The sequence below is a fragment of the Microbulbifer sp. YPW16 genome (genome assembly GCF_021290385.1).
Taxonomy (GTDB): domain Bacteria; phylum Pseudomonadota; class Gammaproteobacteria; order Pseudomonadales; family Cellvibrionaceae; genus Microbulbifer; species Microbulbifer zhoushanensis.
The window spans coordinates 2,082,050-2,096,990 of the sequence record NZ_CP089928.1 but is presented as its reverse complement, the minus strand read 5'-3'; the positions used below and the strand labels follow the sequence as shown (position 1 = coordinate 2,096,990).

Below are 14,941 nucleotides of genomic sequence, written 5' to 3'. Positions count from 1 at the left end.
TATTATATCCTCATGGTTGTGGCCGCCTCAGAGGGCGCCCGTGGTCTTGGCGAACATGGAAATGGAGACAATAACCAGGTACACGCCGAACAGGCGCTTCAGGTGTAGCTCATTCATGCTGTGGGCCATACGCGCGCCGATTGGCGCGGAAATAACGGAGAACAGGGATATGGCCAGCAGGGCGGGAATATTGATATAGCCCACCGAGCCAAACGGCAGGCCCGTTTCACCCAGGCCCATCAACATAAAGCCGATCGCGCCCGGCAGGCCGATCAGGAAGCCGATCCCGGAAGCCGTTGCCACGGCCTGGTGCACCGGCCTGTCGCACAGCACCATGGTCATCACCGTAATGGTGCCCCCGCCGATACCCAGTAGGGAGGAAAAGCCGCCAAGGAAGCTCGCCAGTGAGGCGCGGGCGATACCGGTGGGCATGCTCAACTTGCCGTTCAGGCGGTCGAAAAGGTTCGGGAACAGGAAATAAATGGAATAGACCAGCACGCCGCCGGCAAAGACAAAGACCAGGCTGGTGCTGTCCGTATAGGAGGCAATGACCAGCCCGCCCGCCACACCCAGCAATATCCAGAGTGACCAGTCCCGCAGCACCTGGAAGTCCACTGCGCCCCGGCGCCGGTGTGCCTGGACTGCGCGGGCTGAGGAGATCACGATCGATGCCAGCGAGGTTCCGACTGCCACCCGCATGATTTCATGCGAGCTGTTGGGAAGGAAGGGAAACACCGCCAGCAGAGCCGGCACTACCACAAAGCCGCCACCATTGCCGAAGAGGCCTGCCGTGATCCCGGCTATCAGTCCGGCCAGGCAAAGCAACAGGATAAAAAGCGACACTTCCTCGATGCTCATCGAATTCCCTGTTCATTTTTATTCCAGCAGGGGATGCGAAGCATGAAGTGTGCCAAGGGGCAGTTGGAGGGCCTGCAGGCGTTGAAAGGAGGCCGGGTATGCGGGGCGAGCTCTTTGTTCAGCCGCGTATGAAGCGGGATTTCCTCACCCAGTGATCACCACGATAACGGCGGGTTGGGGCCGGGCTCTTCTTGGCCCAGAAAAAATCGCGGTTGAACTGGAATTCGACTTCATAACCCTCGGCCAGTGCGGCCAGGGGCATGGCCTTCCAACTGGCATGGCGGCGCTTGCTGGTGGCCTCAAGCAGGTACTCGCGACCCTCAACGATGGCCACCACCCAGGCATGCCCCTGTCCCTTGTGGGTGCCCATGGCGACCCGGGCGTCCACGCCCAGGTTGATCAGCCAGTCAGCAAGCAGTATGGCGTGGTCCTCGCAGTCACCGCGGGGCTGGTAATAGGCCTGGCGCGAGGTCTGCCAGATATCGGACAGTCCGGCATACTGCAGGTGGTCATACTGGTACTGCTTGCGGGTGGCGAGACTGTAGAGTGGCACCCACAGCTTGTCGGTTTCGAACGGCTGGAAGCCCACCAGGTAGCTGTTGGCGAAATGATGCTTGCTGTCCAGTCCCCGCGCGGAGGCTGTCACGTTGGAGAAGCCCTGCCAGTTCCAGATGGAAACATAAGCGCTTTCGGCCTCTGTGCGCCTGGCCACCATTTTCTGGATCAGTGCTTCGGTAATGGGCTGGCTACTGCCAGTGACGCGGACCTGGCCGCGCTGAGAGTCCCGCTGGTCCCCACCCTCTTCCAGCGAGAGCTGGTAGTGTAGCTCCGGGTCTACCGGCGGCTCGCGCACATCCCGTTCAGCTCGCACAAGCAGTTCCGGCAGCACCATTGCGGTTGCGATCAGTAGGATCGGAAGCCAGCTGCGCATGACTAGCCCTTGAGGCCAAAAGAAATAATCAGGGCGACAAAAATAAGGATGGTGGAGGCAAAGATGGCCACGGCTATATTGCCATTCTTGAGTTCGCCCTCGATATCCACGTGCTTGAGCAGTTTCTTGTCGATGGCGAGCAAGGCAATGATGCCAATGAACAGCGCCAGCAGTGTGTAGAGCAGGTTAATGCCGAGGTTAAAAAGGGTGGCAGTCAGAAATTCCAGTTCCATCTTGGGTGTAACATCCCGTAATTGTTTCGAGCGTGAATTAAATCATATAATCCACCGCGCTTCATCCTGGGGCGCTTGAAATAAAGCCGGTATATACCGGTTAAACCAGCCGGATATTTGCCGGCATTTATAATCGTTGATTTTCAGGGAATTGGGGGAAAGATGATGCGGCCGATTATGATCGCTCTTGGCCTGCTCGGGGCACTGTTGCTGACAGCCTGTGGGGACCGGGTGGAGGTGCCACCGGCACATGTGGGCAAGATCCTGACCAAGAATGGTTACAAGCCAGAAACAGTACCACCATCCAAGTTTCGCCTGGATCCGTGTTTCTTCTACTGCGACAAGCTGGTTACCCTGGCGATTGCCGATTTTGGCCATAAAGAGCGCTTCAAGCTGTTCATGCCCAAGGACCAGCTCAACATGAGCTTCGATATTCGCATGACCGGGGCCATCAGCCGGGAAAATATTGACAATATTTTCGATCGTATCCCACCGGTACAGGACAATATCGCCGTCAATAACGTCTACAACACTTATGCCCAGCCGGTAATCCGTGATGTGGTGCGTCGTGTGGTCGCCAAGTACTCGATCAATGAAATCGCCTCCAGCCGGGAGGCGCTGAGCCAGGAATTATTCTCCGAGGTCAGTGATGCCCTCAAGGGCACACCCATCCAGGTCAAGCGCCTGGGCCTGGCGGACGTGCAGTTCCCCAAGGTGATCACCGAGGCCAAGGAGCGCGCGGCCGAGCGGCGTGAATTGATTGAACAGGAAAAAGCCCAGTTTGAAATCCAGAAAATCCAGATGGAGCGCGACCTGGAGCGGGAGAAAATGAACCGGGCCATCGCCCGGGAAAAGGCCATTGGCCAGAAAGAGGTGAATGACCTGCTGGCCAAGTCGGTCACAGACAAGTACCTGGCCTACCGGACCCTGGAAGTGCTGGACAAAATGGCGGAGTCCGAGAACAAAGTATTCCTGCCGGTTGAAGCCCTGGGCACCATTGGCCTGCAGCAGGCAGTCTTCAATGACCAGGTGCGCCAGACTGCCCGGCGCGATCGCTGAAACAGTATTTATAAAACGGGAGTAGTTGGTATGCAGTACAATTCACAGATTTCCAACTGGCTGGTATCCGTGCTTGGTGGGCTTGCGACCTGGGCGGTCGTGCTGGCCATTGTGATTCTTCTGCTGGCGATCATTGCGCGGATACGCATTGCCGGGCCCGGTAACTGGCAGCGCCTGCTCTACGACCGGTCCTTTATTATCCGGGTGCTATCGCTGGGTTTTGGTGTCTGGGTACTGGCGGGCTTCAGCAGCAATGCGCCCAAGCTCTCCCTGGATCCGGACTATTCCGCCGAGCAGGAAGCCATCCGTGCGCAGCTGGAGGCGGGTGCCGGGGACGTGGAAAGCGTGGCACCGGAAAAGGATTCCGCCGAAGAGTCCAGCGCCCGGCTGCAGCAGTTGCGTGAGGAGCAGCGCGAGGCGGTGCTGGAGGAAGATTGACAGTTTCCGACAGGCCCGCTGCATATGCAGCAGGACAGCAATAAAAAAGGGGGCCATGGGCCCCCTTTTTCACCTGTGAGTAAAGCTACGGCTTAGCGATTCTTCGGGCCACCGCCCTTGCCGCCGCCGTTGCCGCCGCCACCGCCACCGGAGCCGCCGTCACCGGGGTTGGTACCGGTACAGGCGTTCGCCGCCAGGTAGTCGAACGCGGCCTTGGCCTGCACCAGGCCGTAGCCGTAGGCGTTGTCGCGACCCGCATCGCCCAGGTCTTCCGCTGTGGCATTCATCGCCGCGCGGATTTCACCCGGTGCACAGTTGGGGTAGTGGCTCCAGACCAGGCCAGCGACACCAGCTACGTGCGGGGTGGCCATGGAGGTACCATTGAAGTAGGCGTAATCACCCGGCTCTACAGCGACTGTGCCCGCTGCGCCCAGCTGCCCCATCAGTGCAGCGCCATCGGTGTCGGAGATGCCGACAGAAGGAATGCTGGTTACCACCTCGCCCATGGTGCCGTACAGCATGCCGGGCTCGTTGTTATAGATGATGGCACCTACGCCTCCACCAGCCTCACAGTTGAGGACTTTGTCGGCAAAGCTGATGTTACCGCGTGAAATCAGGCAGATCTCACCGGCGGCATCGGTACAGGCGGATTCACCCAGGCCGCAATCGACCAGTGAGCCTGCAGCGCTATCCAGCGGGCTGCCTTCCATACCGGCAGAGTCAACTGCGTTGCCGCCGACAGTGACAGAGCTGACAACTGCGCTGCCCACGGGTACAGAGGAAAGCACGTCGACGCCCGGCCCGGCCAGTTCCACCTGGTCAGTCTGCTGGGAGAAGTCGGCGATCACTTTGTCGCTGTCGATGGCGGCAATGGACATGACCGAGTCGTAGGAGGCCGGGTAGGAGTGGCGGGTGTTGCCATCGTTACCGGCTGCGGCGATGGAGAGGACGCCACGGTTGGCGTACAGGTCGGCAAATGCCTGGTCCTCGGTGCGGGACTTCAGCGTGCCACCCAGGCTCATGTTGATCACATTCGCACCGTTATCGGCACAGGTGTCAGCTGCCGCGACCAGCGAGGAGGAGTAGCCCCAGCCATCCGCGTTGAATACCTTGACGATATGCAGCTTGACGTTGCCGTGCGGCATTACGCCCACGACGCCGGTGCTGTTATTGATGGCGGCAATGGTGCCGGCAACGTGGGTGCCGTGGCTGTTCTGGTCTTCGTACCAGTTTCCGGTGCCGGAGTCATTCGTGCCGGTGACCATATTACCGGACAGGTCTTCATGGGAGATGTCGTAGCCAGAGTCGATGATACAGACAGTGCTGTTACCAGCCATGTCATCGGCGACCATATCGGCCTGCACCATGGGAATGCCAAACGGCACTTCCTGGGCCATCAGCCAGCGCTTGGCGTCTTTTTCTACGTACTCCACATTGGGGTTGTTCTGCATGGCCTGCAGGGCCTTGTCGGACAGCATCGCGGCTACCGCGTTGCGCTTGTCCAGCGCCAGGGCGGTACGGCCGCCGGCCTTGTTCAGTTGCGCCTTCGCTTCAGCGCTCTTGCCTGCCTTGAACTTGATGATATAGCGGTCTTCGGCGGCACCCGCCTGTGCGGCGACGCTTGTGGCGACGGCACTGGCGAGCAGTGTGGGTAGGATCTTCTTCATGAATCGAGCTCCAGATGGGCTGCTGTTTTCTTATCGTGTAATCACTCTGTCCGGTGCCGGGACCACTGTACTGCGTTGCTCAGGATGACTGGCACGCGTGAGCAGAGACTTGGAAAAGTAGCAGCTCGGGGTTGTGCGGCAATGGAATTGTTTCGCTTATGTGAAGCGACTACCAAAACTGATAATTGGCGCCTTGTTTGCCGTCGAATTCATACGGGATAGGGGCCCTGAACCGTCTAGGAGGTGTCAGCCCTCGAATTTAGTTAGTACAGACGTACGCGTCTATTGGGCAGTAAATCAAATATGATTTGTTAGTCGCAGATGGTACAAATGCACAGCTTGTCGCATTTGTACGGTAGTGACTGGTACATACCGTTCCAGCAATGGGCGCGATAAAAAAAGCCCCTCGGGGAGGGGCTTTCGTTAAAGAGCGTCAATCCGGTGCGGCTTACTGCCCGCCGGCTGCCGCTGCGGCGACGGGCTTGCCATCCACATCCAGTTCGGCGATGGGACCAATTCCCAGGGCCTCGATGCCCGGGCGAATTTTTTCCTGGTCGCCTACCACCACCCAGATAAACTGGTCCGGTTTGATGGTCTGGCGGGCCAGCGTATTGATGATGTCCAGCTCGATATTGCGAATCTGCTCCGCATAGCCGTCCATATAATCCAGTGGCCGGCCGTATTTCAGCATCTTGGCCACCTGCATGGTGACCGCATTGATGGTCTCAAAGCGTCCGGGCAGTTCGTTGATCCGCTTGTCCTTCAGCTTCTGCAGCTCGTCAGCCTGCGCGGGCTCGTCACTGACATAGGCCCGCAACTCCTTGCGCAGTTCCGCCAGTGACTCGCTGGTCTTGTCGGTCTGTACCGGGGCATAGACCATCATCGGCTGCTGGCCCTTGGCGCCGGAGAAGAAGGAGTAAGCCCCGTAGGCCCAGTGTTTTTCCTCGCGCAGGTTCATATTGATCCGCGCCGTGAAGGTGCCGCCGAGGATGTCGTTCATCATATGCAGCGCCTCCCGCTCGGGAATGCTCTCGGAGGGTGCCAGCAGGCCGCCGATAATCATCGACTGCTCGGAACCGGGCTTGTCGATCAGGTAGACGCGGGACTGCTCGGGATGGTCCACCTGCGCCAGGTTCTTCTGCGGCAGGGGGGATTCCGGGGCGCGCCAGTCGGCAAAGTTGCTTTCCAGCTTTTCCGTCAGTGCCTCCATGGTGATATCGCCGACCACGACCATGGTGGCGTTATCGGGACGGATCCAGGTCTGGTGGTGCTGGACCAGGTCCTCACGGGTCAGTGACTCGATGGACTCCTCGGTACCGCTACCGGTGAGCGGGACGCTGTATGCGTGTCCGTCCCCGTACAGCAATGGCGGCAGGGTGCGCAGTGCCATCTGTACCGGCTGGGTCTTTTCCTGCTTGATCATCGCCAGCCAGCGACCGCGCTTGCGTTCGACCTCTTCCTCGTCGAAGGCGGGACGCATTACCACATCAGCAAACAGGGAAACCGATTCATCCAGGGTATTGGTCAGGGCATCGAGACCCACGTTGGAACTGTCGATACTGGTATTGGCGTAGATCCGCGCCCCCAGGATTTCCTGTCGTGCGCTCAGCTCCAGGGCGCTGAGTTCAGTAGTGCCCTCTTTCAGCATCGACATGGTGTAACCGGCCGTGCCGGCCTTCTTGCCCTGGTCGGCGGCGTAGCCGGCGTCGAACATCAGGTGCATATTCACCACGGGCGTGGTGTGACGCTCGGCCAGCACCACTTTCAGGCCGTTGGAGAGTTCAGTGGTCTGCAATTCGGGGAAGGGTACCGAGGGGAACTCGCCGGTGTCCGGCAGCCTGGAGCGATCCACGTCCTGCTCCGCCACTTTGTAATCCGGGAAGGGGTGCACCTCCAGGTTGTAGTCGCCGCTGCTGAGCCACTCCTGCGCAGCAGATTTCACGGCCGCCGGGGTCAACTGTTGTTTCTCGTCAATGGCCTTGAGCAACGCATTGGGATCATCCAGGTAGAGCTCGCCGCGCGCCAGAATTACGCCCTTGCCGGACCAGCCGCCCACCTGCTCAAGGTCCCGCGCAGCACCGGCGTACTCCGACATATTCACCCGGGCCAGCTCCTCGGCAGTGGGTCCCTCTGCGAGGAAGGTATTCAGCTCTTCCTCGATGGCTGCCTCGACTTTTTCCAGGTCGACACCGGGCTTGGCATCTGCGACCACCTGAAAAACGGATGCCAGCTCAAACTCATAAAAATTGATATCGACACTGGTGGCGATCTGGTCGGTATAGACCAGGCGCTTGTACAGGCGGGAGTTCTTGCCATCGCCCAGCACAGCCGCGGCCAGCGACAGTGCGTTGGTGTCTTCGTGCCCCATGTAGGGTGCGTTCCAGACTTTGTAGAGACGCGACTGCGCCACACGGTCGTACATGGTCTCGCGCTTGGACTGGTCGCGCTTGGCAATCCAGGCATCTTTCTTGGCCAGCGGCGGCCCGGCCGGGATATGGCCGAAGTACTTGCTGGCTTTTTTCTTCGCGGTTTCCACATCAATATCACCAGCCAGTACCAGCACGGTATTGGCAGCGCCATAGTACTGCTTGAACCATTCATGCACGTCTTCCAGTGAAGCGGCATTCAGGTCTTCCATGGAGCCGATGGTGGTCCAGGAGTAGGGGTGGCCCTCGGGGAAAATCGCCTTCTGCATATATTCCCAGACCTTGCCGTAGGGCTGGTTCTGTCCCTGGCGTTTCTCGTTCTGTACTACGCCGCGCTGTTCGTCCAGTTTTTCCTGGGTGATCACGCCCAGCAGGTGGCCCATGCGGTCGGATTCCATCCACAGGGCCATGTCCAATGCGTTGGACGGCACTGTTTCAAAATAATTGGTGCGGTCGAGCCAGGTGGTGCCGTTCATACCCGTGGCACCGGCTTTCTCGAACGGCTTGAAGAATTCGTCGTTGTAGTTTTCCGAGCCGTTGAACATCAGGTGCTCGAACAGGTGGGCAAAACCGGTGCGACCGGGCTTTTCATCCTTGGAACCGACGTGATACCAGACTCCCACTGACACGATCGGTGCCTTGCGATCCTCATGCACGATTACCCGCAGGCCATTGGGCAGGGTAAATTTTTCGTGGGAGATGCGCAGGGATTCGGTGGAGATCGAAGGGGTGGTAACGGGAGTGTCAGACGGGGCGGAAGTGCTTTTGGCTACTTGCGACTGGGGCTGCCCGGGATCGCCGCAGGCTGCCAGTGCCAGTGTCAGCACCGCCGGCACCCAGAGGGGCCGTACAATCTTCATATCGGTTCCTTTTTTATTAGCTATTGGTTCCGGGAGCGCGAGCCGCTGCGGCCGATTACCGACAAACGCTGTCCAGCCAGGCGGGTGAATAAATCGGGCCTGGAGTGGCACTTTCGTGCAGCTTGAAGGGGCGCCAGGGACTTGCCTCCCGACCACCTTTATACAAAGTGCGGCCGGGCGTGGCAAACAGGCGCAGGCGAGGGGCTGGTGATCAGTAGGCGTTGCGGATCAGGTCGATGCCGGGCTGGATCGCGCGGCGCCAGGCACCGTCGATAGCCGGGGTATGTTCCGGGTCGTGGCGGGCCACAGTGGCCAGCAGTGCATCCAGCCAGACCGAGTAGAGCTCGGGGCGAATGTTGTAGCCGGAACGGGAGTGGCTGTCGCCGAGCGCACGCAGCTTGGTGTCGGGCATGCCCCGGGCCACGAGGATCAGCTGCATGATGCCGTTGCGCAGCAGGTGGCGCTGCTGGGGCATGTCGGTGTCACGGAACATCGCCCGGATATCGTCGGAACTGCCCATAAACCGATCATAAAAATCGACAAAGAACTGCGGGTTGTTGCAGCAGCGCCCATAGCTCTGGAAAACGATATCGCTGTCGGGTGTGTCCATCCGTAAATCCCCCGGGTCATTAAAAGTCGCCCGCCTCATGCCGGGCGGCGCGATTCTATACCCAACGGTAAATTTCGGGAAGCGCGATACGTCGCGACGGGATGCTTGCGTCAATGCCTGGCTGCGGCCTCCAGAGGTAGGAGTGCGTCGTAGATGGCCTCGACCACACCACCGTATTTCCCGGTGGTGAAGCCGTCGCCGGCAAAACGGTTGGAGTTGTTTTCCGGATCCGGCAGGCGCGAGTGCTTCTTGTTGGTCAGCAGCACAATGCCCAGGTTGTACTGCGGGTCGATCACGGTGAGGGTGCCGGTCCACCCGGTATGGCCGTAGGCCTGGCCACTGGCACCGTTGCCGAACATCCACGTCATGCCGTCTGTCCCGTTGCGGCGCCATCCCAGGCCGTAACCTGGGTCGAGTGGCGACGGCGCGGTAAAGCTGGCGATCACGGCTTCGTCAAACAGGCAGGTATCGCCATAGCCGCCGCCATTCAGCATCACCTGCAGCAGCACGGCCAGGTCCGCAGCGGTGGAGAAGAGCCCCGCGTGGCCGGATACCCCGGCCATGGAATAAAAGGCTTTCTCGTCGTGCACCTCCCCCTGCAGGGTATGGGTGCGGATATTGGGAAAGTCGATCACCCCGTCGCGGGTATTCCCCAGCAGCTCGGTCGCCGCGAAGTCGTCGGGCACGAACCCCTTCTCCAGCGGCGCAAAGCGCGTGCGCTTGAGCCCCAGTGGCCGGTAGAAAGTGTCCTCCACGTAAGTATCCAGGGGTTGCCCGGTGATGCGCTCGATTACCAGGCCCAGCAGCATATAGTCGGTATCGCTGTAGACGGTCCGGGAGCCCGGTTTGTAGCGCAGTGGTGCCAGGGGGATAAAGCCGAGCGTCTTGTCCCGCTCCTGGGAGAACAGTTCCCCGGATACCGCAGGGTTGTGGAACTGCGGGTCGGGCGCAAAGCCTGCCGTATGGTGCAGCAGGTCCGCTACGCGCAGCCCGGCCTTGCCGGTCACCGGGTCCCCCTCGCGGTCGGCGAATTCGGGGACATAGCGGCGCACCGGGGCTTCCAGGTCCAGCCGGCCCTCGCTCACCAGCCGCTGCAGGGCGAAATTGGTGGCATACATCTTGGTGTTTGAGGCCAGGTCGAACATGGTATCGGCCCGGACTTTCTCGAACTTGTCCAGGGGCCTGTGCCCTTCGAACTTCCTGCGGTAGCCATAATGGGACTGCTTTACGACGCGGCCGTCCCGGATCACCACCAGCGCGGCGCCGGGAAAGCCCGCGGCAATATCGGCCTCGATCAGGCGGTCCACCGCGGCCAGCCCGGCGGTGGAGAAGCCGGCCTCTTCCGGTGTCGCGGCCCGCTCCAGGGTCGGGTAGTCACAGGCGGCCGTTGATGCCGTGACGGGTAATGCCAGCAGTACGGCCAGCCCGGCGGTAATAAAGGCGGCCGTGACGAGGCGGGCTCGCTGGGGGGATAGAAGCATGGGCAGGCCTCGGCTATTGGTACCGGGTCGCTCAGGGGCGCCCGGGATAAATTATTCTTGTGGCTTGGAATTCTGGTAATACTGAGTCGCCGCTGCGAGGGCGTCAAGATGGGCAGCCGCTCAGCCCGCGCTGTCCTCGTCCTGCAGTGCAACAGAGAAGTCGCCGCCCGGGTCTACTGCTACAGAGATCGAGATCGGTCGGCAGCAGACCTGGCAGTCCTCGATATAGGACTGCGAGCCGGCAGACAGGTCCAGCAGCAGGGTGATGGGTTCGCCACAATAAGGGCAGCTGGCGTCATATTCCTGCAGCGCTTCCATCAGCGTCCCTCCGGCAGGTAGCGTGACACCCAGGCGGCCAGGGTCTCCGCCACGTAGTCGGCGTCTTCCTTGCGGGTCAGCAGGTGGTCGGCGTCATCCAGGCTGATAAAGCTCTTGGGGTGCATGGCCCGGTTGTAGATATCCGCCGCTTCGTCGATGGGCACGGTGCTGTCGCGGGGGGAATGGTAGATCAGCAGGGGGCGCCCCAGCTCGTGGATATAGTCCGGTTCGTGGTTTTCCAGGTCGTCGAGGAACTGTTTCTTGATGGTGAATGGCCGCCCGGCCAGGTCCACCTCCGCCTGGCCCCTGGTCTCGATCACGTCCAGGGCACAGGCAAACTGCTTGATCACATGGTCCGGCTCCGCCGGGGCGGCGATGGTGACCACGGCCCGGGCCTCCTCGATATCACCGGCGGCCGCCAATACCGCCGCGCCACCCAGGCTGTGGCCGATCAGCAGGTCTACCGGGTGATGCTCCCGGTGCAGGAACTCGGCAGCACTGAGCAGGTCGCGGATATTGGAGCTGAAGTTGGTATCGGCGAAGTTGCCCCCGCTGTCCCCCAGTCCGGTGAAATCGAAGCGCAGCACGGCGCAGCCCAGGTCCGCCAGCCGCCGGGCAATGCGCGAGGCCGCCAGCACGTCCTTGCCGCAGGTGAAGCAGTGCGCGAACAGGGCCCAGGCCCGCGGGTGGCCCTCCTCGGGCAGCTCCATGATGCCGGCCAGGGGGTTGCCGTTGCCGCCCGGGAAGGTGACTTTCTGCCGCTTTGCCATACTGGATCTCCGTCGCCTGGCTGGTCATTACTGTGTCCATAGTATGAACTGGGCCCGGCCGGGGGCAATCTCAGGGCGAAACGGGCGATTTTGACAGCGTTATCAGGCGCGCAGCGGTCGGCACCGGAGCCCGGCTGTTGATATAATCCGCGCCCACTTTTCTATCTCACCGCAACATTTCACAAAACAGCAGAGGGGATTGGCGATGGCGGTCAAACTGATGTCGGATCTGGACCTGGCGGGCAAGCGTGTGCTGATTCGCGAGGACCTGAACGTACCGATCAAGGGGGGCGAGGTGACCTCGGACGCGCGCATCCGCGCGGCCCTGCCCACCATCAAGGCCGCTGTCGACGCCGGCGCGAAAGTACTGCTGATGTCCCACCTGGGCCGTCCCACCGAAGGCGAGTATGCCGATGAGTTCTCCCTGGCCCCGGTGGCCGCCCACCTGGGCAAGCTGCTGGGCCGTGAGGTGCCAGTCATCGGGGACTGGCGCGACGGGGTCGAGCTGGGCGCGGGCGACGTGGCCCTGCTGGAGAATGTGCGCTTCAACGAGGGCGAGAAGAAGGACGACCCGGAGCTGGCCAAAGCCTATGCGGGCCTGTGCGACATCTTCGTGATGGACGCCTTCGGCACCGCCCACCGCGCCCAGGCCTCCACCCACGGGGTGGCCCGCTTTGCGCCGGTGGCCTGCGCCGGCCCCCTGCTGGCCGCGGAGCTGGATGCGTTGGAGAAGGCCCTCGCCAAGCCGGCCCGCCCGATGGTGGCGATCGTGGGCGGCTCCAAGGTTTCCACCAAGCTCAGCGTGCTGGAGACCCTGTCTGACAAGGTCGACCAGCTGATCGTGGGTGGTGGTATCGCCAACACCTTCCTCGCCGCCAGCGGCAAGCCGGTGGGCAAGTCCCTGTGCGAGCACGACCTGGTGGATACCGCCAGCGCGCTGATGGAGAAATGCGAGATCCCCCTGCCCACGGATGTGGTGACCGGCAAGGAGTTCAGCGAGTCCGCAGCCGCCGAGACCAAGTCCGCGGATGAAGTCGCCGCCGACGACATGATCTTCGATATCGGCCCGGACTCCTCCGCCAGGCTGGCAGAGATCCTGCAGGATGCCAAAACCATCATCTGGAACGGCCCGGTGGGGGTGTTCGAGTTCGACCAGTTCGGCGGCGGCACCGAGCGCCTGTCGAAGGCGATTGCCGAGAGCGATGCCTTCTCCATCGCCGGCGGCGGCGACACCCTGGCGGCGGTAGACAAGTACGGCATTGCCGACAAGGTCTCCTATATTTCCACCGGCGGTGGCGCCTTCCTCGAGTATGTGGAAGGCAAGACCCTGCCGGCAGTGGCGATCCTGGAAGAGCGCGCCGCTGAATAATTTGTTTGGAAACCGGGTCGAACAGCTCGACCCGGTGAGTTTCCGAGTGTTACCCCGGCGCAGATCGGGGAACCATTTACAGAGATGTCAAAACAAAACCAAAGGTACTTTCCATGGCACTGATTAGCTTGCGCCAAATGCTGGACCACGCCGCCGAGCATGGTTACGGCGTGCCGGCGTATAACGTCAATAACCTCGAGCAGATGCGCGCGATCATGGAGGCGGCGAAAGAAACCGACTCCCCGGTGATCGTGCAGGCCTCTGCCGGCGCCCGCAAATACGCTGGTGCGCCCTTCCTGCGCCACCTGATCCTGGCGGCGATCGAGGAATTCCCGGAAATCCCGGTGGTGATGCACCAGGACCACGGCACCAGCCCGGCCGTATGCCAGCGCTCCATCCAGCTGGGCTTCAGCTCGGTGATGATGGACGGCTCGCTGCAGGAAGACGGCAAGACCCCGGCTTCCTACGAGTACAACGTCGACGTCACCCGCCGCGCGGTGGAAATGGCGCACGCCTGCGGCGTATCCGTCGAGGGTGAACTGGGCTGCCTGGGCTCCCTGGAAACCGGCATGGCCGGTGAGGAAGACGGCATCGGTGCCGAGGGCAAGCTGTCCCACGACCAGCTGCTGACCGACCCGGAAGAGGCCGCCGACTTCGTCAAGAAGACCCAGGTGGATGCCCTGGCCATCGCCTGCGGTACCAGCCACGGTGCCTACAAGTTCACCCGCCCGCCCACCGGCGACATCCTGGCCATCGACCGCATCAAGGAAATCCACGCGCGTATCCCGGACACGCACCTGGTGATGCACGGTTCCTCCTCTGTACCGCAGGAGTGGCTCAAGGTAATCAACGAGTTCGGCGGCGAGATCCCGGAAACCTACGGCGTGCCCGTGGAGCAGATCTGCGAGGGCATCAAGCACGGCGTGCGCAAGGTGAATATCGACACCGACCTGCGCCTGGCCTCCACCGGTGCAGTGCGCCGTTTCCTGGCCGAGAACCCGTCCGAGTTCGACCCGCGCAAATTCCTCAAGGCCAGCACCCAGGCCATGAAGGACATCTGCAAGGCCCGCTACGAGGCCTTTGGTACCGCCGGCAACGCCAGCAAGATCCGCCCGGTGAGCCTGGAGACCATGTACCAGCGCTACGAGGCCGGCGAGCTGGAGCCGAAGATCAAATAAACACCTGCGGGGCGGCACCAGCGGCCCCGTGGCAGTTCTTTTGATGCTGTGAATTCGCTTGCTGCGAAAGGAAAAGCCCGCGCTAATGTGCGGGCTTTTTTGATTTTATTGGGGGGGATTGCGGTCGCCTGCTAGAGCTACCACGCAAAAATGCATACCCCATCCTCAAATTCCACGTTCTTGATTTCTGAGAATTGGTTTTCTAGCACGATAGCACAGTTATGCGAATCTTCATGAATTTGCAGGCCGATCAGCTTTTTACCTGAGTTAGACACATGCGGCGCTAATTTTTCAAATATCCTATTCGGGTGATCTTTTTCTTCAATATGAAAAGCAGAAAAATCAGACACCTTGGGAATTGAATGCTTACAAAATAGCGCATTAATTTCAGGTTCTAGATCAGAAATGCTTGAACTCCAATCTGCGATTAATAGATTTCCAGAATCCTGATAGTATTCAAGGAATCCTTGAAATACATCCTCTTCAGGATACTCACACTCAGTATCAGTAAGGCCAGATACATCAATACCCCGGAATTGTTTTAACCCGCCATGCATGGCGTGAAATTCACGCCTAAACTGTATGAATCTTTCAATAAAAGAGTGTAATTGCGGATCAGAATAGGCCAATACTCTAGATAGCTTTACCAGATCCCTATTTTGATCGTTTTTCTGTTTTTTCCTAAAGAGATTCCAGACCATGGTTTATTTTCGGTGCTCGCTCTAACGACCACATTGGTGGCC

The 14,941-nt window shown here is 60.4% G+C and carries 14 protein-coding genes; 4 read left to right on the top strand and 10 right to left on the bottom strand.

Going from position 1 to position 14,941, the window contains the following annotated elements:
• Positions 1 to 27: 27 nt before the first annotated feature.
• The 3 genes from LVE68_RS08845 to LVE68_RS08835 form a co-directional block, all read right to left on the bottom strand.
• Positions 28 to 858, bottom strand: coding sequence for a sulfite exporter TauE/SafE family protein (locus LVE68_RS08845; RefSeq protein ID WP_233006665.1), 831 nt, complete (start codon positions 856 to 858; stop codon positions 28 to 30).
• Positions 859 to 976: 118 nt separating this feature from the next.
• Positions 977 to 1,789: a transglutaminase-like domain-containing protein gene (locus LVE68_RS08840; RefSeq protein ID WP_233006664.1), complete on the bottom strand. Its 813-nt coding sequence runs from the start codon at positions 1,787 to 1,789 to the stop codon at positions 977 to 979.
• Between the two features lie 2 nt (positions 1,790 to 1,791).
• Complete coding sequence (locus LVE68_RS08835; RefSeq protein WP_233006663.1) at positions 1,792 to 2,022, bottom strand: DUF350 domain-containing protein; 231 nt, start codon at positions 2,020 to 2,022, stop codon at positions 1,792 to 1,794.
• Positions 2,023 to 2,184: 162 nt separating this feature from the next.
• Between LVE68_RS08835 and LVE68_RS08830 the strand changes: the two genes are divergently transcribed.
• A complete protein-coding gene (locus LVE68_RS08830) occupies positions 2,185 to 3,081 on the top strand; it encodes an SPFH domain-containing protein (RefSeq protein WP_233006662.1) in 897 nt (298 codons plus the stop codon).
• Positions 3,082 to 3,111: 30 nt separating this feature from the next.
• Positions 3,112 to 3,519, top strand: coding sequence for a hypothetical protein (locus tag LVE68_RS08825; RefSeq protein WP_233006661.1), 408 nt, complete (start codon positions 3,112 to 3,114; stop codon positions 3,517 to 3,519).
• A gap of 92 nt (positions 3,520 to 3,611) precedes the next feature.
• Here the strand turns inward: LVE68_RS08825 and LVE68_RS08820 are convergent, their stop codons facing one another.
• The 6 genes from LVE68_RS08820 to LVE68_RS08795 form a co-directional block, all read right to left on the bottom strand.
• The gene (locus LVE68_RS08820; RefSeq protein WP_233006660.1) at positions 3,612 to 5,186 is read right to left on the bottom strand and encodes a S8 family serine peptidase; all 1,575 of its coding nucleotides are present in this window, start codon (positions 5,184 to 5,186) and stop codon (positions 3,612 to 3,614) included.
• A gap of 448 nt (positions 5,187 to 5,634) precedes the next feature.
• Positions 5,635 to 8,472 (bottom strand): M16 family metallopeptidase, encoded by a 2,838-nt coding sequence (locus LVE68_RS08815; protein ID WP_233006659.1) that lies wholly within the window; start codon positions 8,470 to 8,472, stop codon positions 5,635 to 5,637.
• Positions 8,473 to 8,683: 211 nt separating this feature from the next.
• Positions 8,684 to 9,082: a globin gene (locus LVE68_RS08810; protein WP_233006658.1), complete on the bottom strand. Its 399-nt coding sequence runs from the start codon at positions 9,080 to 9,082 to the stop codon at positions 8,684 to 8,686.
• 110 nt (positions 9,083 to 9,192) lie between these two features.
• Positions 9,193 to 10,563, bottom strand: coding sequence for a penicillin binding protein PBP4B (pbp4b, locus tag LVE68_RS08805; protein WP_255701173.1), 1,371 nt, complete (start codon positions 10,561 to 10,563; stop codon positions 9,193 to 9,195).
• A 120-nt stretch (positions 10,564 to 10,683) separates the two neighbouring features.
• The gene (locus LVE68_RS08800) at positions 10,684 to 10,881 is read right to left on the bottom strand and encodes a CPXCG motif-containing cysteine-rich protein (RefSeq protein ID WP_233006657.1); all 198 of its coding nucleotides are present in this window, start codon (positions 10,879 to 10,881) and stop codon (positions 10,684 to 10,686) included.
• Positions 10,881 to 11,651 carry an alpha/beta hydrolase family protein gene (locus tag LVE68_RS08795; protein ID WP_233006656.1) on the bottom strand — a complete coding sequence of 257 codons (771 nt, stop codon included), beginning with the start codon at positions 11,649 to 11,651 and terminating at the stop codon, positions 10,881 to 10,883. Before LVE68_RS08795 ends, LVE68_RS08800 begins: the two co-directional genes overlap by 1 nt.
• Positions 11,652 to 11,856: 205 nt before the next feature.
• Between LVE68_RS08795 and LVE68_RS08790 the strand changes: the two genes are divergently transcribed.
• Together LVE68_RS08790 and fba are read left to right on the top strand one after the other, a co-directional pair.
• The gene (locus LVE68_RS08790) at positions 11,857 to 13,020 is read left to right on the top strand and encodes a phosphoglycerate kinase (protein ID WP_233006655.1); all 1,164 of its coding nucleotides are present in this window, start codon (positions 11,857 to 11,859) and stop codon (positions 13,018 to 13,020) included.
• Positions 13,021 to 13,133: 113 nt separating this feature from the next.
• On the top strand, positions 13,134 to 14,198 hold the full coding sequence (gene fba / locus LVE68_RS08785; RefSeq protein WP_233006654.1) for a class II fructose-bisphosphate aldolase: 1,065 nt from the start codon (positions 13,134 to 13,136) through the stop codon (positions 14,196 to 14,198).
• A 137-nt stretch (positions 14,199 to 14,335) separates the two neighbouring features.
• Here the strand turns inward: fba and LVE68_RS08780 are convergent, their stop codons facing one another.
• A complete protein-coding gene (locus LVE68_RS08780) occupies positions 14,336 to 14,899 on the bottom strand; it encodes a DUF6630 family protein (RefSeq protein ID WP_233006653.1) in 564 nt (187 codons plus the stop codon).
• Between the last annotated feature and the right edge of the window lie 42 nt (positions 14,900 to 14,941).